General features: G+C 68.5%; 17 protein-coding genes. 8 read left to right on the forward strand and 9 right to left on the reverse strand.

Going from position 1 to position 22265, the window contains the following annotated elements; all coding sequences use genetic code 11:
* Position 1 precedes the first annotated feature (1 nt).
* Entirely contained in the window at positions 2 to 1336 is a 1335-nt protein-coding gene (locus MU521_RS03575) for a hypothetical protein (RefSeq protein ID WP_092689838.1), read from the forward strand.
* Here MU521_RS03575 and MU521_RS03580 read toward each other — a convergent pair.
* From MU521_RS03580 to MU521_RS03590, 3 genes are all read right to left on the reverse strand, one after another.
* Positions 1333 to 2094 carry a DUF7001 family protein gene (locus MU521_RS03580; RefSeq protein ID WP_092689841.1) on the reverse strand — a complete coding sequence of 254 codons (762 nt, stop codon included), beginning with the start codon at positions 2092 to 2094 and terminating at the stop codon, positions 1333 to 1335. The genes MU521_RS03575 and MU521_RS03580 overlap by 4 nt on opposite strands.
* Before the next feature lie 57 nt (positions 2095 to 2151).
* Positions 2152 to 4158, reverse strand: coding sequence for a hypothetical protein (locus MU521_RS03585; RefSeq protein ID WP_092689843.1), 2007 nt, complete (start codon positions 4156 to 4158; stop codon positions 2152 to 2154).
* A 199-nt stretch (positions 4159 to 4357) separates the two neighbouring features.
* The gene (locus MU521_RS03590; RefSeq protein ID WP_092689846.1) at positions 4358 to 5278 is read right to left on the reverse strand and encodes a sulfide-dependent adenosine diphosphate thiazole synthase; all 921 of its coding nucleotides are present in this window, start codon (positions 5276 to 5278) and stop codon (positions 4358 to 4360) included.
* A 152-nt stretch (positions 5279 to 5430) separates the two neighbouring features.
* Between MU521_RS03590 and MU521_RS03595 the strand changes: the two genes are divergently transcribed.
* The gene (locus tag MU521_RS03595) at positions 5431 to 7272 is read left to right on the forward strand and encodes a histidine kinase N-terminal 7TM domain-containing protein (RefSeq protein WP_092689851.1); all 1842 of its coding nucleotides are present in this window, start codon (positions 5431 to 5433) and stop codon (positions 7270 to 7272) included.
* On the opposite strand, the gene MU521_RS03600 is transcribed toward MU521_RS03595, so the two are convergent.
* The 4 genes from MU521_RS03600 to MU521_RS03615 form a co-directional block, all read right to left on the reverse strand.
* Positions 7265 to 9745, reverse strand: coding sequence for an ATP-binding protein (locus tag MU521_RS03600; RefSeq protein WP_092689854.1), 2481 nt, complete (start codon positions 9743 to 9745; stop codon positions 7265 to 7267). The genes MU521_RS03595 and MU521_RS03600 overlap by 8 nt on opposite strands.
* Positions 9745 to 10491 (reverse strand): 4-phosphopantoate--beta-alanine ligase, encoded by a 747-nt coding sequence (locus MU521_RS03605; protein ID WP_092689856.1) that lies wholly within the window; start codon positions 10489 to 10491, stop codon positions 9745 to 9747. Before MU521_RS03605 ends, MU521_RS03600 begins: the two co-directional genes overlap by 1 nt.
* Before the next feature lie 79 nt (positions 10492 to 10570).
* Positions 10571 to 13462, reverse strand: coding sequence for a DUF1508 domain-containing protein (locus MU521_RS03610; protein WP_092689859.1), 2892 nt, complete (start codon positions 13460 to 13462; stop codon positions 10571 to 10573).
* A gap of 79 nt (positions 13463 to 13541) precedes the next feature.
* On the reverse strand, positions 13542 to 14369 hold the full coding sequence (locus MU521_RS03615) for a pantoate kinase (protein ID WP_092689861.1): 828 nt from the start codon (positions 14367 to 14369) through the stop codon (positions 13542 to 13544).
* Positions 14370 to 14486: 117 nt separating this feature from the next.
* Between MU521_RS03615 and MU521_RS03620 the strand changes: the two genes are divergently transcribed.
* A complete protein-coding gene (locus MU521_RS03620; RefSeq protein ID WP_092689865.1) occupies positions 14487 to 15797 on the forward strand; it encodes an acyl-CoA thioester hydrolase/BAAT C-terminal domain-containing protein in 1311 nt (436 codons plus the stop codon).
* Here MU521_RS03620 and MU521_RS03625 read toward each other — a convergent pair.
* Positions 15794 to 16081 (reverse strand): hypothetical protein, encoded by a 288-nt coding sequence (locus MU521_RS03625; protein ID WP_092689867.1) that lies wholly within the window; start codon positions 16079 to 16081, stop codon positions 15794 to 15796. The two genes, MU521_RS03620 and MU521_RS03625, sit on opposite strands and share 4 nt — an antisense overlap.
* A gap of 124 nt (positions 16082 to 16205) precedes the next feature.
* On the opposite strand from MU521_RS03625, the gene MU521_RS03630 reads away from it, so the two are divergent.
* The gene (locus tag MU521_RS03630; RefSeq protein ID WP_092689869.1) at positions 16206 to 16508 is read left to right on the forward strand and encodes a UPF0175 family protein; all 303 of its coding nucleotides are present in this window, start codon (positions 16206 to 16208) and stop codon (positions 16506 to 16508) included.
* Positions 16505 to 17044 carry a PIN domain-containing protein gene (locus tag MU521_RS03635; protein ID WP_092689873.1) on the forward strand — a complete coding sequence of 180 codons (540 nt, stop codon included), beginning with the start codon at positions 16505 to 16507 and terminating at the stop codon, positions 17042 to 17044. The genes MU521_RS03630 and MU521_RS03635 overlap by 4 nt, the downstream gene beginning before the upstream one ends.
* Positions 17045 to 17335: 291 nt before the next feature.
* On the opposite strand, the gene aspS is transcribed toward MU521_RS03635, so the two are convergent.
* Complete coding sequence (gene aspS, locus MU521_RS03640; protein ID WP_092689876.1) at positions 17336 to 18640, reverse strand: aspartate--tRNA(Asn) ligase; 1305 nt, start codon at positions 18638 to 18640, stop codon at positions 17336 to 17338.
* A gap of 122 nt (positions 18641 to 18762) precedes the next feature.
* Here aspS and MU521_RS03645 point away from each other — a divergent pair, with 122 nt between their 5' ends.
* From MU521_RS03645 to MU521_RS03655, 3 genes are all read left to right on the forward strand, one after another.
* Positions 18763 to 19242, forward strand: a complete 480-nt coding sequence (locus MU521_RS03645; RefSeq protein ID WP_092689878.1) for an Lrp/AsnC family transcriptional regulator — start codon at positions 18763 to 18765, stop codon at positions 19240 to 19242.
* 183 nt (positions 19243 to 19425) lie between these two features.
* Positions 19426 to 19875, forward strand: coding sequence for an NAD-binding protein (locus MU521_RS03650; protein WP_175452803.1), 450 nt, complete (start codon positions 19426 to 19428; stop codon positions 19873 to 19875).
* Between the two features lie 23 nt (positions 19876 to 19898).
* Positions 19899 to 22109, forward strand: a complete 2211-nt coding sequence (locus MU521_RS03655; RefSeq protein ID WP_092689883.1) for an amino acid permease — start codon at positions 19899 to 19901, stop codon at positions 22107 to 22109.
* The last annotated feature ends 156 nt before the right edge of the window (positions 22110 to 22265 follow it).

Consider the following 22265-nt stretch of genomic DNA (forward strand, 5'->3'; position numbering starts at 1 on the left):
TATGCTGTCCGCCCAGCGACTCGCGCCGCTCGCGGTCGCCCTCCTCCTGGTGTTGGCGGGATGTGGGGCCGGCCCGAGCGACGGCACGACGACGGCACCGTCCGAAACCGACGCGTCGACGGCGACTGACACACCGGCGTCGACCGACACCCCGACGCCCGGAGAGACGGGGACATCCGACCAGGAACCACCGGACACGCCCGCGGACACGACACCCGACGAGGGGACACCGAGCAACGAAACCGACGACAGTGGGGAGAGGACGGCGTACGACATTCAGGTCAAGAACGGAACGCTCCCGTTCGACGTGAACCGGACCTTCGCCCGCGTGCAGGGGTTGATCGGTACTGACGTGGACCCACGGCCGGTCGAGATCAGGAATCTGAGCGAGTGGCGAGGAAGTCTCCCCCGGGTCGCGGCGAGTCCGCTCAACGCGGCGCTCGGGTACGAGAACGTCTCGGTCAACTGGAGCGAGCCGTCGGGCGTGACGCGGCTCACCGGCTACGTCTACGTCCATCCGGGTGCGGGGTCGGCCGCGGCCGTCGAGCGCGTGCTGGCCCACGAGTTCGCACACACGATCCAGTACCAGGCGAACATGCTCCCCTGGCTCGACCGGTTGCGGACCCGGCGGATCGAGACCGACCAGGCGAAGGTCTATCGCTCGCTTCAGGAGGGCGGTGCCGTGTACGTGGCCGACGCCTACACCGAACGCTACCTCGACACCGAGACGAACTCGGCGTTCGTCCGCCACCAGTACGAGCAGGGCGGCGCGACCTACCGGTCGGCGCTCGCTCCGTACCTGTTCGGCACGCAATACGTGGCCCACGTGATCGACTCGCCGGCGAACCTCTCGACGGTCTACCGGACGTATCCGCGAACGACCGAACAACTGATCCACAACGTCACCCGGGCCGAGGAGCCGGAGGCGAACCTGTCGGTCGCGGCGAGCGCGCCCGCGACGGACTGGCGGTACCGTGGAGACGATACGCTCGGCGAGATGACGACCCGCCACTCGCTGGGGACCGAACTGTCGCCGGACCGGGCCGCCGCCGCAGCCACCGGCTGGGGGTCGGACACGCTCACCGTGTTCCAGCGGTCCGACGAGACGGGCGGCTGGGTCTGGGTCCACCGCTGGGACAACAGTAGCGAGGCCGACGAGGCGTTCGCCGCGCTGGAGGACTACCAGGTGGCGCGACAGGCCGACGGCGACCGCGACTTCCGGACGGTCCGGATCAGCGACGAGACGACCGCGCTGGTGATCGGCCCCGAATCCTTGGTCGACGCCGCCTCGGTCGAGGGCACGACCGCGAACGTGACCGTGCAGGTCGGATCTTAGGCCTCGTACCGCGGGGCGTGCTCCTCGCAGAACTCGGGTTCGCACAACTGGGCCTCGACTACGCCGGGCTGACGGTGCGGGTTCGCCAGCCGACAGCCCTCGGTCGCACAGAAGTCCTCCCCGGTCGCCAGATAGTGGTAGGCCTGGAGAACGTACCCCTTGATCACCTCGGTCGTCCGGGGGTCGTCTTGCACCAGAAACTCGCCGTCGACCTGTTCTTCGAGGACTTCCCGCGGGGGCGTGTCGCCGCTGAGCATCGCCGTGCGCTGTTTCTCCTTGTAGTACTGTTCGGGCTTTGCCGGCGCTTCGTAGAGACCGGGCACCGAGATCGGCGCAGGCTGGCCGAGGACGTTCACGCGCTTGTGCCAGCGGCCGTCGTGGTCGCCCCAGGTCCCCAGCACGCGGTCCAGCAGTGGCACGTGCAGGTGGTCGAGCGAGCGTTCGTCGGCGGGCAGACGCTCACGTAGGGCCTCCTGGACGGCCAGCCCGTCGTAGATGACGCCGCCGGCGCGCTCGGGATGGTCGAGGGCGCGCTCCTCGTAGCGGACGATGCCCAGCATGGTGTTGCCCGTCTCGGGTTCGTAGGGGCTGAGGACTCTGGCTTCGGCGAAGGCTTCGGCGAGGCCGTCGTCCTCGCGGTCGAGAAACCGATCCCGCACCGCGACGGTCGCGGGGACGCGCTCGGCGAGCCAGTCGGCCACGGCGTCGGCGTCGGCCGGCGTCGTCGGCGCGCGATAGAGAGTGACTCGGTCGGGCATACCAGACAGTCCGCCGTCGCCCCAGTTACGGGTTTTGGGTCCCGGTGAGCAGCCTCGCTATCCGCCGTGACGGCGGGCGGCGAGTACGCCGAGAATCACCGTGAGAACGGCGACGGAGACACCGAACCCGGCACCGTCCGCGGCGGTTCCGGTGGCCGCCCCATCTCGTTCCGTCGGCGGTGCGTCGACCCGCACCGTCGCCGTGGCGTTGCCGAGGCGGAACCGATGGACACCGACGGCGGGTGACGTGACGGACGCGATTTCCCGCTCGCTTCCGGGCCGGACGACGACTTCCCGGGTCGACACCGCCGTCTCGTTCCGATACAGCGTGAGCGTTCCGGCGGCCGGGACGGCCGCGTCGTTACGGAGCCGTGCCGTAAGTTCGAGTGCATCGCCGGCGGTCACGCGGGACGCGTTCGGCCGCAGGTCGGCGACGGCCGGCGGCGACGGCCGCTGGACCGTGACCGTGATCGAACGGGTGCCGGCCGTGAGGGTGTACGTTCCTGGGCTGTCGAAGGTGTGCGCGAACGTGAGTCGCCGCTGTTCGCCGGGGTCGAGCGAGCCGGACCGGTCGTCGAGGCGGCGGTCGTCGACCGCGAAGGCGGCGTCGAACTCGCCGGCCGCGTCGCCCGTGTTCTCGACGAGCACGTCGAGCGAGAGGCGTTCGCCGGTCGCGAGTTCGACTGGCTGGCCGGCGTCGAGCGTGCCGTTGCGGTAGGGGCCGGTGACGCGGTAACGGTCGGCGGCCGGTGCGAGCCCGTACTCGATGCGCGGGGCCGCGCCCTCGAAGGCGCGCAGGTGTTCGGTCCGGGTCCACATCGAGGGGACGGCGTCGGTCGTGGTGTAACGGTCCGCGAGTTGCCCGACCTCGGGGCCGACAACGTCGGCCACGATGGACTGGAAGGCCGGTGCCGTCAGCGGGCCGTCGGCCGCGTTCATCCGCTGGAAGACCCGCTGGAGCGTCCGGCCGTCGGTCGCCAGCCGAATCTGCCGGTCGAGTTCGCCCGCCACGAGCGCACCCTTCAGGTACGGCGTCCGGCCGGTCCAGGTCGATGGGACCGCCAGTATCTCGCCGGGGTTCGAGCGGATGTCGCCGGCTTCGAGCCGTGTGCTGAACGCCGGGAAGGCGATCCGGTCCTGTTCGAGCGACAGCAAGGCGGCGTAGTACGTGGCGCTGGCCTCGGTGAACCAGCGCGTCCCGTCGTTGCGGTCGTAGGCCTGTCGCGTGTGGACGTACTCGTGAACCCAGACGTTGTCGGGCACGTCGAGCCGCTGGGTGTCCCGCACCCAGAAGGAGTTCCCGCCGGTCTGGAGGCCCCGGACGGACCACTCGACGGTCGTCGTCGGCCCGGCGATCATGAAGACGCTCGCGTCGCGGTCGCCCACCCGCATCGCGTCCGAAGCTGCCGTCACCGATTCGAAGATTTCACGCCGGGGCTCGGCCAGCGTCGCCGCCGCCGGCACGACCAGCTGAAACTGCTGGCCGTGGGCTCGCCGCGTGTACTCGGCGTGCGGGCCGAGAAACAGCATGGCGTCGCTGGCGACACCCTCGCCGACGACCCGCGTTTGCCGGTCGAGCGTGACGTTCTCGCCGCGCCAGCTCCAGGAGACGCCGACCCGGGGCGTCCGGACGAGCGCCCACGGCCCCGCGTCGACGAAGGTGTAGTCGCCCCGTCCGGCCAGCGGCCCCTCCGTCTCGCGCGTCTCGTTGACCGACAGCCGGTAAGTCAGGCTCGGCGCGTCCGTCGAGCCGTCCCAGGCGAACTGCCCACCCGATTCCGAGAACCCGTCGGTCTCGATCACCGTCGTCCGGGCGGGCAGTTCCGTCTCCAGTTCGACCAGATTGTCCGGTTCCGAAAACTTCGCCGTGACCTCGATCTCGCCGGGTCGGTCGGGCGTCAGGCGCACGCGTTTCGTGAGTTGCAACGTCCCGCCGTCCTGAGTGGTCGTCGTCACGTTCGCGGCGGACACGTTCGCGGTCTCGGCAGTCGCCGGCCCGGGCAGACCGACACCGAGAGCGAGCACGGCCAGCAGAGAGAATACCAGCACGCGTCGTCGTCGCATCGGTCACAGCGAGGGCCAGCGCGAACTTAGTTCCGGTGGCGGGTTGCGGTGCGGTAGCTGTGCGGGTGTCGGTCCGGTACGAGCATCCGCGCCGCTCCGCGGCGCGGTTCTTCGCGAGCGGCGGAGCCGCTCGCGCCTTTTTTCGCCCACGTTTTTGGCGAGGGGGTCGCCAGCGGCGACCCCCTCGCGAAAAAGGTGGTTAGTCGTCAGCGGGACTCGCCCGCGTGGTCATGTCCACGTCCTCGGCGTCGACGCCGAGTTCGTCGATGGCGGCCTGGGCGGCCCGTTTCCCGGAGAGGAGCATCGCGCCGAAGGTCGGGCCCATCCGCGGGAGGCCGTAGGTGGTCGCGGTGGCCATGCCGGTGACGACGAGCCCGTCGTGGGCGAGGCCGGTGTGTTCGACGACGGCGTCCTCGCTTTTGCCGACCCACATGGAGTCGTGGCCGGGCGAGTCGTGGCCGGGTGCGCCGTAGGAGTCGTCGCCGGTCTGGTCCATGCCGCTGGCCTCGTCTTCGAGACCGGGCGCGTTCAGGACGCCACGTTCGTCGAGTTTCTTCACGGCCATGGCGTCGTGGCCGGTCGCGTCGATGACGAGGTCGGCTTCGACGGCGATGGGGTCGACACAGGTGATCTCGCGGGGCAGGGCGTGGACGGGCGTCCAGTTCATCACGATGCCGCCGACGCGGTGGTCCTCGCGGATGACGATGTCGGTGAACTCCGTCATGTTCTGCATCTTCGCGCCGGCGTCACAGGCGGCCTTGATCAGGCCGGAACACGCCTCGGGGCCATTGGCGACGAACAGCCCCTCGCTGTCCTGGGACTCCTTGTATTCCACGTCGAGGTCGTCGAGGACGTGGTGAGCCGGCCCCCGAACGGTGACCTTGTTCATCAGGAAGCCACCGAGCCAGAAGCCGCCACCGAGGTAGTTGTTCTTCTCGACGACCATCGTCTGGACGCCACGCTCTGAGAGTTCCTTGGCAGCCATCAGGCCGGAGGGACCCCCGCCGACGATGATCACGTCGCTGTCGGAGAAGTCCATGAACTCCTCGGTCCACTCCTGGCCGATGGCACGGGTCACTTCCGCCTCGCCCACGTCGCTGAACTGCTCGAAATCGGACATAGTAACCACTACTACCACCCGGTGATACAAAGGGGTTCTGATCGGCGGAGTCGCGAGGCTGTGGGCCCCGAACCAGCCGTCGGATCGGCGTCCGGCGTCGAAATAGCGAAAACTCATAAGCCATCGGCCGGACAACACATCGCAACTCCGGAATGACCTGGCAGTACACCCCGTTTCTCACCCTCACACTCATCGCAGCCGTGGTGGTGGGCGTCGCCGCGCTCTACGTGGTCCGCCAGCAGCGGGCCTACGAGCCAGTTCCGGGTGGGTACACGGCGGTGATTCTGTCGGTGGCGATCTGCTGGGTGCTCGTCACGTACGCGCTCCAGATCGGGAGCGTCGAACTCCCACAGAAGTTGTTCTGGTACAGGCTGGGCTACATCGGGTTCATGCCCGTTCCCGTGCTCCTCTTGTTCTTTACCTTGCAGTACACGGGCCGCGACGAGTGGATCACGTGGTGGAGCATCGGGCTCTTGCTCCTGATCCCGCTGGCGATGATCGGACTGGTGTTCACGAACGAAACCCATCAACTGGTCTGGACGGACCCGATGACCATCGACAATGAGGCGTTCGTCGCGTTGCGACCCGAGTACGGTCGGGCGATCGTCGCGTACGTGGCGATCAGCGTCCTGCTGGGCGGTGTCAGTATCGCCCTCCTGTCCTTGCGGGCGTACACGTCGGCCGGGATCTACCGCCGGCAGGCGGTGTTGCTGGTCACCGGGACGGTGGTCCCCGTCGTCGCCGCGGGCGTTTACTTCTCCGGGGGCAACCCCCTGCCCGGTCTCGAAGTCATGACGATTGCGCTGGCCGTGACCGGCGGGTCGTTCTGCTGGGCGGTCGCCCGCCACGGCCTGTTCACGCTGATCCCCATCGCCAGTCAAGCCGCCGTCGAACAGATGGACGACGCGGTCGTCGTCATCGACATCCGCGGGCTCGTCGTCAACGTGAACGAGCAGGCCGAGCCGTTCCTGACCGTCGACTCCGACGAGGCCATCGGCGGGTCCGTCGGCGAAACCCTCCGCCCGTTCGCGGTGCCACCCGCGCCCCGGTCGGGCGACCCCGGGAGCGACCGCGAGGTCGTGACCAACCCCGAGAGCGGTCGCTCCTACCAGCGGACCGGAACGCCCCTGACCGACAGCGACGGCGTCGTGATGGGCCAGCTGGTCGTCCTGCAGGACATCACCGAGCGAGTCCGCCGCGAACGTCGGCTCCGCCAGCAGAACGAACAGTTAGAGGAGTTCGCCAGCGTCGTCTCCCACGACCTGCGCAACCCGCTGAACGTCATCAGCGCACGGTCGCAACTGGCCCGCGAGACCGGCGAGGTCGAACACTTCGACGCGCTGGACCGGGCGGCCGACCGGATGGACCGACTGATCGACGACCTGCTCCAGCTCGCCCGGCAGGGCCAGACCGTCGACGAGACCGAACGCGTGTCGCTCCGTCAGGTGGCCGACGACGCCTGGTCGCTGGTGAACGCACCCGAGGCCGACCTGCAGGTCGAGAGCGACATGTACGTCGAGGCCGACCGCGACCGCCTCCAGCAGGCCTTCGAGAACCTCTTTCGCAACGCCGTCGATCACGTCGGCGACGACGTCTCGCTGATCGTCGAACCCCTGGAGTACGACGCGGAACTCGGCGTGGCGTCGGGTTCGGCCGACGCGAACGGCGACGGTGACGGGAGCGGCGACGAGGACTCGGATCGCACCCGTGCGGGCTTCGCCGTCGAGGACGACGGCCCCGGCATCCCGGCCGAAGAGCGGGACAACGTCTTCGACTACGGACACACGACCGAAGAGGACGGGACGGGCTTCGGGCTGGCCATCGTCAAGGAAATCGTCGAGGCCCACGGCTGGGAGATCCGGTCTGTCGACGGCGAACTCGCCAGCACCCACGAGGAAGGCGAGTACGGCGGCGCACGCTTCGAGATCACCGGCGTCACCACCGCACAGGGGCTGGCGCTCGGCGAGACGGACGTGGGCTTCGATTTCAGTTAGCCCAGCCGTCGAGGCTCGACGTGGTCCGCTCGACGGCCCCCGTCAGGTGGTCGGTGTCGATGTGTGCGTCGGCCCGCATCGCCGTTCGCGCGGCGTTCTCCGCGACGAGTTCGAGGTCGCTGGCCGCGTACTCCTCGGTCCGCTCGACGACCGTCGACCAGTCGAGGTCGTCGGCCAGCGGCCGGTCCCGGAGGTGGACAGCGAGAATCTCGCGGCGCGCCTCGGCGTCCGGCGGCGGCACCTCGACGCGCTCGTCGAACCGGCCCGACCGCCGGATCGCGCCGTCGATATCTTCGAGCAGGTTGGTCGCGCCGACGACGACCACGTCCTCGCCCACATCTTCCAGTTCGGCGAGCAACTGGTTGACCATCTGCTGTTCGCTGGTGTTCATCCCGCCGGTTCGGTTGCCCGCGATGGCGTCGATCTCGTCGATGAAGAGGACACAGGGGGCGTTGGCCGCGGCGATGGCGAACAGGTCCGCGACGTTCTGTGCCGGCTTGCCCATCCACTTGCTCGTGAGGTCCGCCGGCGTCACGTCGAGGAAACTGTGGCCGAGTTCGCCGGCCAGTGCGGTCGCCATGTACGTCTTCCCACAACCCGGCGGCCCGTGGAGCAGGAGTCCGTTCAGCACGTCCAGCCCGTAGTCCTCGAACCGGTCGGGGTCGTCGAGCGGGTCGATCACCGTCTCTTCGAGGCGGGCCTTCAGGTCGGCCATGCCGCCCACGTCGTCGAAGTCGATGCCGGGATCGGGGTCGACCAGCGAGCGGGCGTTCAGATCCGCGCTGTCGGGCTGTTCGACGTGATCCTCGGCGTCGGTCGGTCCGCTCCAGTCCGGGATCGAGGAGTCGAGTTCCTCGGCGGCCGCGAGCAGGTGTGACTCGTCGATCTCCTCGCCGGCGCGCAGCGCTTTCCGGGCGGCGTTCTCCGCGATCAGTTCCAGGTCGCTGGCCGCGTAGCCCGCCGTCGCCGCGACGACGCCCTCCAGGTCGATTGCCTCGGCCGTCGGACGGCCCGCAAGGTGAACTTCGACGATCTCGCGGCGGGCGTCGGTGTCCGGCGGCGGCACTTCGACGCGCTCGTCGAACCGGCCCGACCGCCGGATCGCACCGTCCACGTCGTCGACGAGGTTGGTCGCGCCCATCACGACCACGTCGTCCTCGCTGGCGTCCTCCAGTTCGGTCAGCAACTGGTTGACCATCTGCTGTTCGCTGGAGTTCATGTTCGCGTCGCCGTCGCGCGTCCCCGCGATGGCGTCGATCTCGTCGATGAAGAGCAGGCAGGGCTGGTTGGCGCGAGCGATCTCGAACAGCTCTTTGACCTTCTGGGCGGGTTCGCCCATGTACTTGCTCGTCAGGTCGGCGGGGCCGATCTCGACGAAGTCGTGACCCACCTCGCCCGCCAGCGCTTCCGCGATGTAGGTCTTCCCACAGCCCGGCGGGCCGTGCAGGAGGACGCCGTTGACGACGCCGATGCCGTACTCCTCGAAGGCCGCGGGGTCTTCGAGCGGGCGGATCACCTTGTGCCGGAGCGTCTCCTTGAGGTCGTCCATCCCACCCACGTCGCCGAAGCCGCGTTCGACCTGCTTCGTGACCAGCGACCCGGCGTCCATCTCGACGCCGTCGGGCTGAACGACCTCGTCCTCGCCGGCCGTATCCTCGCCGCCGAACGACCGGTCGGGCGAGCGATCCGTGGTGCCGCTGGCACCGCGTTCGTCGCGTCCGGCCCGCCCCTCGTCGTCCGAGAGCTGTTTCTGGACCCGGTCCAGCGAGAGGTCGTAGCCGTACTCGGCCAGTCGGGTCGGGTCGTCGGCGATGAACTCGGAGAGCCAGCCGTGGCGCTTGAACTCCGCCTCCGTGGCGTCGGGGTCGCGGAAGGCGAGCATGATCGAGTGATCGCCCGTCTCGCCGCGGTACTCCGCCAGCCAAAAGGGAAGGTACACGCGCGTGACTTCGGTCACCTCGTCGAACCCGGCGGGATCGAACTCGCCGGGGAGGCCGTAGTTCTCGCGGAGTTTCCGGAGGAACACGTCGGCCTGATCGCCCCGGCCGGCGTCGCGCTGGCGCGCCCAGTCCGCGACCCGCTCGGGGATGAGGTCGCCGGCGGTGTCGTTGTCCACCTGAAACTGGAGCAACACGGCGGGACCGAGGCCGGGGCCCTCACCGAAGTCGTAATCGCCGGTCGCGACGTTCAGCAACGTCCCGGCGTCCTCGGCGTACCGGGAGACGTGGGCGTCGTTGTCCGCCCACAGGCCGTCGAGGAAGACGGTGTCTTCGCGTTGCTCGCTCCCGAACCACTGGCCCTCGTCGGACTCGTACCGGACAGTGACCCGGAACACGGGATAGAACACGCGGTGGAGGCGTTCGAGGCGTTCGTCCTCGTCGAACGGCGTGAGCGTCCGGTCGTCCAGCACGTCCCGCACCTTGTCGGCGTCGGGGAGCCGGTGGTCCACGTAGATGTACGGCGGCAGCGACATCACAGATCACCGCTTCGGATAGCGTCCTCGGCCGCCGACAGCGCCGCCTCGCGGTCGAACTCCTCGGTGATCCGCTCGAGTTCCTCGCGGGATGCGTCGGTGAGGGCCCTGGCGTGTTCGGTGATGCCCGGCACCGCGCGGATGATGTTGTCGACGATGGGGACCGTCGCGGTCTGGGCCGACCGGGAGAGCGGGTTCAGGTCGATCACGAGTTCGGTCTTGCCCATCGCCGCGAGTGCTTCGGCGCGGTCGCCGTCTTCGAGGGGGACCAGCACCACGTCGGCGTCGCCGATGCCGTCGGCGTCGACCTTCGCGCGCTCGTGGTCGAGACCCGGAATCCGACCGTCGGCGTCGAGGCCCTTCACCTCCTCGGCCCCGTGCTCGCGGAGGTGGTCGGCGATGCGTTCCATGCGTTCGGCGGTGCGGTTGAACAGGTTGACCTCCAGATCCGCGCCGGTCGCGGCCGCCAGTTCGACCAGTTCGCCGGGCACGAGGGCGGCGGCGTTGCCGTTGACCGAGAGGACCGGATGGTCGGCGCGCAGGAGGTGGGCGGCGGCGGCGCGCTCGGCCCGGTCGGCGCTCTCGGTGGTGCGTTCCCCGAGCAGGTAGTCGTAGGCCTCACCCCGGCCCTGTGCGATCAGTCCCTGCCGAGAGGTGATCCCCAGATCGACCCCGTGTTCGATCCGGTGTCGCGTCAGCAGCGACTCGTAGCGGGGGTGGCTCTCCGGCACGTCGATCTCGTCCATACTCGATCACGTTGTCGCTGGTGTGAAAAATCGCCCGGTGCGCCGGCGAAATCAACCGTTCCTCGCCGCCCGCCCCGACTCAGGCCTGGGTCTCGGTGGCGGCGTCGGGCCCGAACTCCCGGAGCCCGCCCAGTGCCTCCCGGGCCTCACGGCGGGTCGGGTAGGTCCGCTTGCTCTCGGCGACGGTACTCCCGTCGGTGTCGACGAGTCGCCAGCGCCAGCCGTCCTCCCCATCATCCTCGTGGAGTTCGAAGGCCGGCGACCCGATCTCCAGCAGGCTCGCCGTCGTCAACACGTCCCGGACCGACGCGAGCGCGCGCTCGGCCCCACTCCGGGACTCGAACGTCGGACCGCTGATACCGACGGTGTTGCCAGCGGTGTCGACGAATCGCCAGATCCAGCCGTCCTGGCGTTCGGTGACCTCGAAGGCTGCCAGATCGAAATCCAGCAGGCCCGCGCCGCCAGCGAGTTCGCGGGCCCGCGAGAGGTCCACCCGCGCGCTCTCGCGGCTCTCGTGAGTCCGAGCCCCCACGGCCAGCGTGTTCCGGTCGGGATCGACCAGCCGCCAGCGCCACCTCTCGGTCCCGCTGTCCTCGTCGGTGACCGTTTCGAGTCGAAACGCGGCGGGGTCGACCGCGAAGACGCTCGCGCCACCGGCGTTGTCCCGGACGAGTCGTGCGGTCGTCGCCACCGCGTCCCGGGACGGGAACTGTTCGGTGCCGACCGCCAGGGGCTCGCGCTCGCGGTCGACGATCTCCCACTCCCAGGCCTCGCCCTCCTCGCCCTCGATGACCGAAAAGCGGATCGCGATGTCTTCGACGGTGTGGACGGCCGCGTCGGCGGCGAAGTCGGCGACCGACTCGGCGGCCTCGGTGGCGCTCTCCCGGTCGGTGAAGCCGCCGAGACTCCGGGCGATGGTGCTGCCGTCGGGGTGGATCAACCGCCAGCACCACTGCCGGCGCTCGCCCTCGCCGACGTACACCTGAAACAGAGCGGCGTCCATCTGCCGGGTCTCGGCCTCGGGGGCCAGCAGTGAGAGCGCGTCCATCGCTTCGCGGGCTGTCTCGTCGCTGTCGTAGCGGCCGGGACTGGTCGCCAGCGTGTCCCCGCTGGCGTCGACCAGTCGCCAGTGCCACTCGGATTCGGCCTCGTACAGCTCCAGCGCGGCGCTGCCGATCTCCACCAGATCGGCCTCTGGCGCGTGCTGTTTCATCGTGTTCATGGCCGCCGCGGCATCCTCGCGGGAGGCGTGTTCCTGCCCGCTGTCGGAGACGACGCTCCCGTCGGCGTCGACCAGCCGCCAGTTCCAGCCGCCCTCGTCGGCCTCGTAGAGGTGGAACGCGGCGCTATCGAACTCGATCCGGTCGGCGGTCTCGATCTCCTCGCGCAACTGCTCGACGGCCGCCGCCGCCGCCTCGGGGTCCGCGAAGGTCGCGCTGGCCGGACTGCGCGCGACGGTCTCGCGGTCCTCGGTGACCAGTCGCCAGGCCCACTGGTCGCCCTCGGGGTAGATCTCGTACTCGGCATCGTCGAGTTCGACGACCGGCGCGTCCGCGACGACCTCCTTGACGCGGCCGACGACCGAGCGACCGCTCTCCTCGGAGGGCACTGCACCCTCACTGCGGGCGACGACCGCGTCGTCTGCGTCGACCAGCCGCCACCGCCAGCCGCCCTCGTCGCCCTCGACGACCTCGTAGGCAGGCGAGCCGGATTCGAGGAACGGCATGTCGATGGCCCCCTCCATGATCCGCCGGACGGACCCCTCGACCGCCTCCCGACTGTCGAACTCGTCGCTGGACTGGGCGATGGTCTCGTCGTCGGCGTCGAGCAGCTCCCAGCGCCAGGTGCCATCGGCCTCGATCAGCTCGACGCCCACCTGTTCGACGTCCATCACCGGCGACTCGCGGGCGGCCTCCCGGATCGACCGAACGGAGGCCTCGGCGTCGTCGCGGTCCTCGTAGGCCTGTGGGCCGTCGCCGAGGACGCCCCGGTTCTCGTCGACCAGCCGCCAGCGCCAGTCCGAGCCATCGCCGTAGACCTCGAAGGCCCCGTCCTCCACGTCGAGCAGGGAGGCGCCGGGGCCGTGTTCTTTCAGCAGGTTCACGGCGCTCTCGGCTTTCTCGCGGTCGGCGTAGCGGCCGTCGCTGTCGGCCAGCACGACGCCGTCCTCGTCGACGAGCGTCCAGCGGGCCGTCGACTCGCCGTCCTCCCCCGCCTCGCGGTACAGCCGGAAGGCGGCGTGGTTGATCTCCAGCAGACTCGCGCCAGCCACTTTCGCCTTGATCTCCTCCAGCGCCGCCTCGGCGTCGGTCTGGCTGTCGTAGGCTCGGGTCCCGTCGGCGACGGCCGCTTGCTCGACGAACCACCAGTGCCAGCCCGACTCACCAGGGAAGACCGCGAACACGCCGTCGCGGTCGGCCTCGCCGACCAGCACGTCCGAGACGCGTGCTTCCGTCTCGTCTTCGACGACCCACCCCATCGCGGCCGCGTCCTCGTCGGCCAGGAGGTAGCTCCGTCGTCCGGTCACCACGGGCACCAGTGCGGCGACCAGCGCCAGGAGTGCCAATCCGCTGCCGTAGCCGGCGAGGAAGAGTTGCCCCTGGGTCTTCCCGACCCCCCACTGCCCCGGATAGATCTGCAGGAAGTACCCGACCGCGGCGACGGAGACGAGCGCACCCAGCACCGCCACCGGGACCGCCCGCCTGCGGAGGGGCAACTGGAGGACGGTCCCGAGCAGGAACACGGGGAATCCGGCCGCGGCGAGTATGAGCGTGAGTTCCGTGAGCGCCGCAGGCGAGAGGCCGAGTAGACCCGTGCGACCGGCCGCGAACACCCCCGCAGCGGCGAGTATCGCCACCAGCCCGAGCACCAGTATCCAGTAGCCGTACACCTCCGGTTTCGTCTGCGCTTCCCCCATGTACTCGTCGTAGAATCCGTAGAAAGCGCTGTCCGGTTGCGATCCCGTTGCCATTGGTACAGTTCGACGTTGGACCACTCGGTACCTTAAACGTGGGGTTGGTTCACACGCCTCTCGGGGACCGAAAAGACGGCTAATCGAGCAACTGCGCGCCCGTCGGGTCGATCCGGCAGATCGAGGGGTCGTAGCCGGCCGCCGAGAGCCCGCCGTCGATGGAGAACACGGTTTTGCCGAGCATCGCCATCGACGCGTCGCCGCCGGCCTCGTTCACGTCCAGGATTACGTCCCGAACGTCGGGGGTGAGCAGTTCCGCCTCGCGGGCGAACTGCCGGGACGCACGCATGAACGACGAGAGCGTGGGCTCCTCGACGACCCGGGAGAGGCCTCGCTTGCCGGCCTGATCCAGCAGGTCGGTGTCGCCGGAGATGACTTCCGCCGTCGAGAGTTCGCCCAGGGTGTGGTACTCGACGGGCCCGCGTGCCGGAATGGCGTCCAGCAGATTGTCCTGTGGGCCGCCGGGTTCCAGCCGGATCGGGACGCCGCCACGGGCCTGGGCCACCACGTCGCCGAGGCCCGTCCCGGCCTGGACTTCCGCGCCGTGGGCGATGGTGACGAGTTCGTTCTCGGAGAGTCGGCGGTCGAACACGTCGTTGACCGCCAGCGCGGTGCCCAGCGCCATCGCGCCGGAGACGCCGAATCCCGAGCCGATGGGGAGGGGGGTCTGGCCGTCGACCCGAGCGGTCGCCTGCAGGGTGTCGAGGACCGTCTCGACGGCGTCCATCTCGACCGGCACGTCGTTACAGCGCACGCTCGTCTCCTCGGCCGGCCGGACGGTGACGGTCACGCCGTCGGTCAGGGTCAGCCCCGCGCCCTGGGAGCCCGCTTTCGTCGGATCGTCGTCCCGGTGAATGGTGAAAAAGCCGGTCACGTGGCCCGGGACGAACGCTTCGGCTTCGGTCATGCCTCTCGGTCGGGCCCCCGTGTGAATAAAAGGTGGTCGTCGCGGTCGGATCCGATTCGGCCCCGTCGGATCCGACGGTCGACACCGCTTTCACCCCAGCCTCGCAGGTCCAGAGCGATGGCCGACAGTCCCCAGGTCGTCGTCGACCCCGCTCGCCCGCTGGTCGACGAGCGGTTCGCGGTCCGCCTCGCTGGCTTTCCCCCGCAACGACGGGTGACCGTTCGCGCCCGGATGCCCCTCGACGGCGGGCTCTGGGAGTCCCGCGCGACAGTCGGGACCGACGGCGACGGGACCGCCGACCTCGACAGCCAGCGACCGCTCGCCGGCACGTACGACGCCGCCGACGCCATGGGACTCGTCTGGTCGGCCGAACGGATCGGCGACCGTCCCGCGCCCCGCGAGCGCACGCGAACCGACGGCAACGTCTCGCTCACCGCGACGGTCGGCGGCGAGCGCGTCGCCAGTGCCACCGTCGAACGACGCTTCCAGCGCGAGGGCGTCACCGTCGCGACGGTCGATCACTCCCATCTCGTCGGGCGCCTGTACGAGCCACCCGGCGAGTCCGCTGACGACAGACAGTACCCCGGTATTCTCCTCCTCGGTGGCTCCAGCGGCGGCTTCCCGTCCCGGCGAGTCGCCTCGTTGCTGGCCTCGCGTGGCTTCGCTGTGCTGGCGCTGGCCTACTTCGGCCGTGACGGCCTCCCGAATCGACTCGTCGAGGTCCCGCTGGAGTACGTCGAATCGGCCGTCGAGTGGCTCGCCGATCGCGACCGCGTCCGACCCGACCCGCTGGGGGTCGTCGGCTGGTCGCGCGGCGGCGAACTCGCCCTGCTCGCGGCGACCCGCTGTGACCGCCTCCGGACCGCCGTCGGCTACGCGCCGAGCCCGATTACCTTCCAGGGAAACAAACTGCTGTCTGATCCCGGGCCGGCCTGGACGGCCGACGGGGAGGGCCGACCGTACGTCCCCCTCGCGGGACCAGTCGGGTTTCGATCACGGATCGTCGCCCGGTGGCTCCGGGGCCGACCGCTCTCGGTTCGGCCGCTGTTCGAACGCGGACTGGCCCGCGCGGGCGAAAAGCGGGTCCGGGCGGCGACGATTCCCGTCGAGGAGATCGGCGGCCCCGTGTTGCTCGTGACCGGCGGCGACGACCGCGTCTGGCCGGCCGACACGCTCGCCACGCGGGCGATGGCACGGCTGGATGGGCGGTCGTACTCACACACCTGCGACCACCTCAGCGTTCCCGGCGCTGGTCACGACATCAAGGTCCCGTATCACCCGACGACCGAGCGTGCGACGCGACCGTTTCCGCTACCCGGTCGCTCGCTGATGCTGGACATGGGCGGCACGCCAGCAGGGTACGCTCGCGCCGACGCGCAGGCGTGGGCGCGGACACTTGAAATGTTAGACGAGGGGTTGCGACCCTAGTCTTCGGTCGCGTCAGCGGTGTCGGGAGCGGCGGCCGCGTCGGGACCGTCGGCCCCCGCCTCGGAGAGACGGTCGAGCAGTGCCGCTCGCTGATTCCGGGACAGGTCGTCGGCGAGGCACTCGACGAACGACGCCACGAGGTCCTCCCGGACACGGAGGTCGACGTGTTCCATCCGACCGTCGACGACGACGGCGTCGAGTTCCCACTCGCCTTCCTCGAGATCGGTCATCCGGATGTCTACCCACTCGTCTGTGGTCGGGTCGGTGGACTCTAACGTTGACATAACGACTGTACTACGACCGGATCCGACATAGCTGTATCCGACGCGGGCTGATAGCAGTCGACACCCACCGAACCGCGACACGGCCGTCGATAGCTCTTTGTATGCGTAGTATTACCACGTAAACATGCCGACGATCAGCGCGCGGCTGTCGGAGGACGAGCAGGCGGAACTGGAGCGAGTCGCGGAGCTACTGGACGACGACCGAAGTACGACGATCAGGAAGGCCCTCGAAGAGGGGCTGTCGGAGTTGCGGATTCGCGAGGCGGTCGGGCGCTACCAGCAGGGTGACGTGGCCGTCACCGAGGCGTCCCGGATCGCCGGCCTCTCGGTCGCGGAGTGGCTGGAAGTCGCCCGGGAGCGCAACCTCACTACCCAGTTGAGCGCAGCCGACCTCCGGCGGGATGCCGACGACGCGAGGGAGCTGTGAGCCGTATCTACGTCGACGCGACCGTGTTGACCGCCCTGGGAGCGGTCGGCGAACTCGACCTGCTCGGTGCCTTCGACGGCACTATCGCCGTCCCGGACGCCGTTCGGGCGGAAGTGACGACAGAGCCGGCTCGCACGAACCTCGACCGGTTCGTCGACGACAACGATATCGTGACCGGCCCGGTCGAAACCGACTGGTCCGACGACGCCATACGCGTACTGGACGCCGCCGAGACGACGAGCGACGTGCGCGTGGTCGAAGGCATCCTCGACGCGACGGACGGAGCAGAAACGGCGAGCGGAGACGGAGCTGCGGCTCCGACCGTCGGCCTGCTCTCCGACGACCGGCTGCTTCGGACCGTCGCTGAAGGATTCGGCGCGACCGTGACCGGGACGTTCGGCGTCGTCGTCCGGGCGGCAGTCTCGGACAAGTACTTCTCCCAGTCACAGGCCAAACGCGTCGTCCGCCGGATCGACAGCCACGGCCTCCACCTGACCGGCGAGTTGCGCGAACAGGCCGTCGGAGAAGCGGAGTAAGCCGCGTCGCTCACGGCGACAGGCGCTGGCGATCTGACGAGAGTCGCGTCGTTCACGGCTTCGCCGTTCGCGTCTCCGAGGTGCTCCCGTCGGTCGCACCTCGCACCCTCGTCTCGTTGGCCCCCAACGTCTTCGTCAGGGACTGAGTCGCTACCGGTCTGACGAGACTCGTTGCACTCGTCTCGTGGGCTCCCAACGTCGTCGCCCTACGGGCTCAGACGTTGGCGATCCCGCGGGAACACGGTCACAGCAGAGCTGTTCCCTGCTCCCGCTCGACAGGGTCACCGTCGCCTACGGCGACAGGCGCTGCCTGTCTCGCGGGAAGAGGACGGCCTCCCGGATGTTGCCCAGTCCGAGCATCGTCATGATGAGGCGCTCGCCGCCGAGCCCCCAGCCGGCGTGGGGCGGCATGCCGTACTTGAACATCTTGGTGTAGTACTCGAAGGCCTCGGGGTCGAGTCCCTGCTGTTCGAAGCCGTCGACCAGCTTGTCGTAGCGGTGTTCACGCTGGCCACCACTGACCAGCTCCATCGACGGGTGCATCATGTCGAAGCCCGTGGAAACCTCCGCGTCGTCGTCGTGATCCTTGATGTAGAACGGCTTGATCTCGCTGGGCCAGTCGGTGATGAAGTAGTGTTCGCCCACCTCGTCGCCGAGGACGTGTTCGGCCTCCGTCGAGAGGTCGTCGCCCCACACGAGCACCTCGTCGAGTTCGCCCGTCGCGTTGATCTTCTCGAGGGCCTCCTCGTAGGTGAGCCGCGGGAAGTCACCGTCGGGGACCTCGAACTCCTCGGTCATGTCCAGCGCTTCGAGCTGGTCCTGACAGTTCTCGGCGACGCCCTCGTAGGCGGCCTTCACGATGGTCTCGCAGGCGTCCATCGCCTCACGGTGGTCGTAGAAGGCCGACTCGAAGTCGATGGAGGTCGCCTCGTTGAGGTGTCGCGGCGTGTTGTGTTCCTCCGCGCGGAAGATCGGGCCGATCTCGAAGACGCGTTCGAGGCCGGAGCCGACCATCAGCTGTTTGAACAGCTGGGGGCTCTGGTTCATGAAGGCCTCCTGCCCGAAGTACGTGATCGGGAACAGCTCGGTGCCGCCCTCGGTCCCCGTGGCGACGATCTTGGGCGTGTTGATCTCCGTACAGCCCAGGTCGCGGAACGCGTCCCGGACCGCTTCCAGGGCCGCAGCGCGGATCTCGAAGATGGCCTTGACCTCGGGCTTGCGGAGGTCTAGCGTCCGGTTGTCCAGTCGGGTCGGGAGTTCGGCGTCGACCTTCCCGGAGGGGTCAAGCGGCAGTTCGGGGTCAGCCTCGGCGATCACGTCGAGGGAGTCGGGGACGATCTCGACGCCGGTCGGCGCGCGCTCTTCGTCCTCCACGTCGCCGGTCACGGCGACGACGCTCTCGCGGTGTGCGTTCAGCCCGGTCTCGACGAGGTCGTCGTCCATCTCGTCTTTCTCGAACTTGACCTGGATCTTGCCGGTCGTGTCCCGGATGATGATGAACGCGATACCACCCAGGTCTCGGATCTCGTGGACCCAGCCGGCGACGGTGACCGTGTCGCCCGGCTCGGCGTCTGCGGTGTAGGTGCGGTCGTCCATGCTGTCCGATATCGGCGGCCGGGACTTAAGCCCCCTCGTTTCCCGTCAGGCAGGGACGGGGACGGAGCGACTCGAACGCCCGGCGACGGTACACTTTTTGTCGGGTGCCCAGTCCACTCGCTATGAGCGACAGAGACGATATCGTCGAACTCGACGCGCTGGATCGGCACATCATCTATCGGCTCCAGCACGACGCGCGCAACACGTCCGCGAGTACGATCGCCGACGAGATGGACGTCGCCGCCAGCACCGTCCGCAACCGGATCAACCGGCTGGAAGAGCAAGGCGTCATCAAGGGCTACTATCTGGACGTGGACTACGAACGGGCCGGGTTCCAGCTGCATACCCTCATCGTCTGTAACGCGGAGATTCCGGATCGAGAGAAGCTTTCGAGACAGGCCCTCGAGATCGAAGGTGTGGTCGCCGTCCGGGAAGTGATGACCGGCAGCGAGAACGTCCACGTCGAGGTCGTCGGTCGGGACGGCGACGACCTCAGCCGGATCGGGCAGGAACTCGACGCGCTCGGCCTGGAGGTCGTCGACGAGGACATCATCCGTAACGAGTACGTCCACGCGTACGAGGGGTTTTCGCCGGAGAGTTGACCGGATACAGCGATATCCTGTGACGCCCCCACACAATCAATAGGTTTCTATTACTTTTTCCGCAGAATAACCGGTCAGTTTATGCGGATGAAGCAAGTACTAGCGATCACCAGGCGGGAAAGCCCAGGAATCCGGGTCGCATTGCCACCCGAACAGCCACGGCCTTCTCGCTGGAGGAAAACAATGATATCCAATCAAAAGCGGCCAAAAGCTGTTCTCTCGGCCGATACGCCGTCGATCGTCGTCGTCGGTGGTGACGGCGGGCGAGGGCTCGCATCGAACCTTGACGAATCCGCAACTGTTCGTTTCGTCAGCGACGACGGGACCCACGTCCGCCGGGCGGCGGACGCGGGACTGGACGCACACTGTGTGGACGTGACCGACGCGAGCAGTCTCTATCCGGTCGTCGAGGAGTTCGAGACGGCAATCGTGACCGTCGGCCCGGACCGGAGAGCACTGTTCACCGCGCAGTTACTGCGTGCCTGTTGCGGTATCGAGACCGTGATCGCCTGCGTCACCGAGGCGGCCTACCGCGACGCGTTCGCGGAGACGGGCATCCGATTCGTGGATCCGCCGTCGTTGCTGGCCGGAGTCGTCCGCGAGCGACTGACCGAACCCGAGTCCGGCGCCTGACGCCACGATTTCTCTATTATACAATGCCAAAAGAACTCGAACGTGACCTCGGACTGCCTGCGGTGATCGCGATCAGCGTCGGTGCGATGGTCGGGAGCGGCATCTTCATCCTGCCCGGCCTCGCGCTGAAGACGGCCGGCCCGGCGGTCATCCTGGCGTATCTGGTCGCCGGAATCCTCGTCTTGCCCGCCGCCCTGAGCAAAGCCGAGATGGCGACGGCGATGCCCGAGGCCGGCGGGACGTACATCTACATCGAGCGTGGCATGGGGCCCCTCCTCGGCACCATCGCCGGCGTCGGGACGTGGTTCTCGCTGGCGTTCAAAGGCGCGTTCGCGCTCATCGGCGGCGTCCCGTACCTGCTGTACCTGTTCGATCTCCCGATCAAACCGGTCGCGCTCGCGCTGGCGGCGCTCCTGATCGTCGTCAACCTCGTCGGCGCGAAACAGACCGGCCGGCTCCAGATCGGCATCGTCGTCGTGATGCTCCTGGCGATGGTGTGGTTCGTCGTCTCCGGCCTGCCGAGTACGACCGGGAGGTACTACGGCGGATTCTTCGAGAAAGGGACCGGCGGGTTGCTCGCCGCGACCGGACTGGTGTTCGTCTCCTACGCCGGGGTGACCAAGGTGGCGAGTATCGCCGAGGAGATCGAGGACCCCGACCGGAACATCCCGCTGGGAATCCTCGTCTCGCTCGGGTTCACGACGCTGTTGTACGTCCTCATCGTCGTCGTCATGGTCGGCGTGACGCCGCCGAACGTGCTGAGCGATTCGGCGGTGCCGATGATCAACGCGGCCGAGGCGACGCTGGCGTTCCCCGGCGTGGTCGCCGTCATCGTCGCAGCCGTCCTCGCGCTCATCAGTACCGCCAACGCTGGCATTCTCTCTTCGTCGCGATACCCCTTCGCGATGGCCCGGGACAAACTCGCACCGCCGTCGCTGACCGAGATCCACGAGTCGTGGGGGACCCCCTCGAAGGCGATCACGCTCACCGGGGTCGTCATGCTCGTGCTCATCGCGTTCGTCCCCATCGAGGAGATCGCGAAACTGGCGAGTGCCTTCCAGATCGTCGTCTTTGCCCTGGTCAACGGTGCGGTCGTGGCCTTCCGCGAGGGCGACGTGGGCGAGTACGACCCCAGTTTCGAGTCGCCGCTGTACCCCTGGACCCAGATCGCCGGGATCGCCGGCGGCCTCGCGCTCATCGGCTTCATGGGAACGGTTCCGCTGATCGGAGCGGTCGTCATCACCGTCGGGTCGATCCTGTGGTACTTCTACTACGCCCGCGAGCGGGTAGAGCGTGAGGGAGCGGCGACGGACGTGCTCCGCCGGGCGATCGGACAGGAGGCCATCGAACGCACGAAGTCGACCTTCGAGGAGATCGAGGGGTACGAGGTGCTGGTCGCGATCACCGAGGACACGAGCGCGGACCGCGAGCGCTCGCTGGTCCGGATCGCCGCCGACATCGCCCGGAAGAACGACGGGAGCGTCACCGTCGTCCAGTTCGACGAGGTGCCCGACCAGGCCCCACTCGGCCACGCCTCCGAGACGATGTCGGCGTCGGACGAGGACTTCGAGCGACGCACGGCCGAACTCACCGAGGAGTTCGACGTGCCGATCCAGTACGGCGAGATCGTCAGCCACGACGCCGAGCGCGCGGTCGTCAACTTCGCCGAGGACGAGAACGCCGACTTCCTCCTGCTCGAGCGCGAGGACGACCCGCTGTACGCGTCGGTCTTCGGCACGGGCGTCGAGTGGGTCACGCGAAACGCCCCCTGTGACGTGTTGCTGATCGAAGAGCGCGACCTCGCGGACATCCACTCGATCACCGTCGTGACGGATCGGGGCCCGTTCGACCCCCAGAAGATCGCCATCGCCAACGCCCTGGCGAGCGAGACCGGATCGCGCATCGACCTGCGCTATCCCGTGGACGGGAGCGCGACCGAGACCCAGCGCGAGACGCTCGACGAGTACCTCGCGGAACTGGAGGAACTCTGTTCGGTCCCGGTGTATCGCTCGGTCGTGGAGAGCGACGACCCCACGCGGGACTTCGTGTCCGCGACCGACCCCACCGACGTGCTGGTCATCGGGACCGACGGCGGTCGCCTCCGAAGCAACCTGTTCGGCCGACCGGCCGACTGGATCGTCGACAGCGTCGACTGCACGGCCGTCCAGATCCAGCCCGCCCGGTCCGAGCGGCCCGGCGTCTTCCGTCGAACGATCGAGCGCATCGTCTTCTGAGCCGAAACGTCCGGCCATCGCCCCCGTCCGGCCGGCCCGATTGCGGCCGCCGACCCGCCGACCGCCCGGGAGTGACCGGACGCGGTTGGTCCCCGGTCGCCCGACCGTGTTTTAGGCGAACCGAAACCACTAAACCAGTGTTTAGGTATGCCTAAA

This window comes from Halorientalis regularis (assembly GCF_023698535.1).
Classification (GTDB): domain Archaea; phylum Halobacteriota; class Halobacteria; order Halobacteriales; family Haloarculaceae; genus Halorientalis; species Halorientalis regularis.

Coding starts and splice junctions, on each gene's coding strand:
- MU521_RS03575 (WP_092689838.1), top strand. CDS start 2: ATGCTGTCCGCCCAGCGACTCGCGCCGCTCGCGGTCGCCCTCCTCCTG.
- MU521_RS03580 (WP_092689841.1), bottom strand. CDS start 2,094: ATGCCCGACCGAGTCACTCTCTATCGCGCGCCGACGACGCCGGCCGAC.
- MU521_RS03585 (WP_092689843.1), bottom strand. CDS start 4,158: ATGCGACGACGACGCGTGCTGGTATTCTCTCTGCTGGCCGTGCTCGCT.
- MU521_RS03590 (WP_092689846.1), bottom strand. CDS start 5,278: ATGTCCGATTTCGAGCAGTTCAGCGACGTGGGCGAGGCGGAAGTGACC.
- MU521_RS03595 (WP_092689851.1), top strand. CDS start 5,431: ATGACCTGGCAGTACACCCCGTTTCTCACCCTCACACTCATCGCAGCC.
- MU521_RS03600 (WP_092689854.1), bottom strand. CDS start 9,745: ATGTCGCTGCCGCCGTACATCTACGTGGACCACCGGCTCCCCGACGCC.
- MU521_RS03605 (WP_092689856.1), bottom strand. CDS start 10,491: ATGGACGAGATCGACGTGCCGGAGAGCCACCCCCGCTACGAGTCGCTG.
- MU521_RS03610 (WP_092689859.1), bottom strand. CDS start 13,462: ATGGCAACGGGATCGCAACCGGACAGCGCTTTCTACGGATTCTACGAC.
- MU521_RS03615 (WP_092689861.1), bottom strand. CDS start 14,369: ATGACCGAAGCCGAAGCGTTCGTCCCGGGCCACGTGACCGGCTTTTTC.
- MU521_RS03620 (WP_092689865.1), top strand. CDS start 14,487: ATGGCCGACAGTCCCCAGGTCGTCGTCGACCCCGCTCGCCCGCTGGTC.
- MU521_RS03625 (WP_092689867.1), bottom strand. CDS start 16,081: ATGTCAACGTTAGAGTCCACCGACCCGACCACAGACGAGTGGGTAGAC.
- MU521_RS03630 (WP_092689869.1), top strand. CDS start 16,206: ATGCCGACGATCAGCGCGCGGCTGTCGGAGGACGAGCAGGCGGAACTG.
- aspS (WP_092689876.1), bottom strand. CDS start 18,640: ATGGACGACCGCACCTACACCGCAGACGCCGAGCCGGGCGACACGGTC.
- MU521_RS03645 (WP_092689878.1), top strand. CDS start 18,763: ATGAGCGACAGAGACGATATCGTCGAACTCGACGCGCTGGATCGGCAC.
- MU521_RS03650 (WP_175452803.1), top strand. CDS start 19,426: ATGATATCCAATCAAAAGCGGCCAAAAGCTGTTCTCTCGGCCGATACG.
- MU521_RS03655 (WP_092689883.1), top strand. CDS start 19,899: ATGCCAAAAGAACTCGAACGTGACCTCGGACTGCCTGCGGTGATCGCG.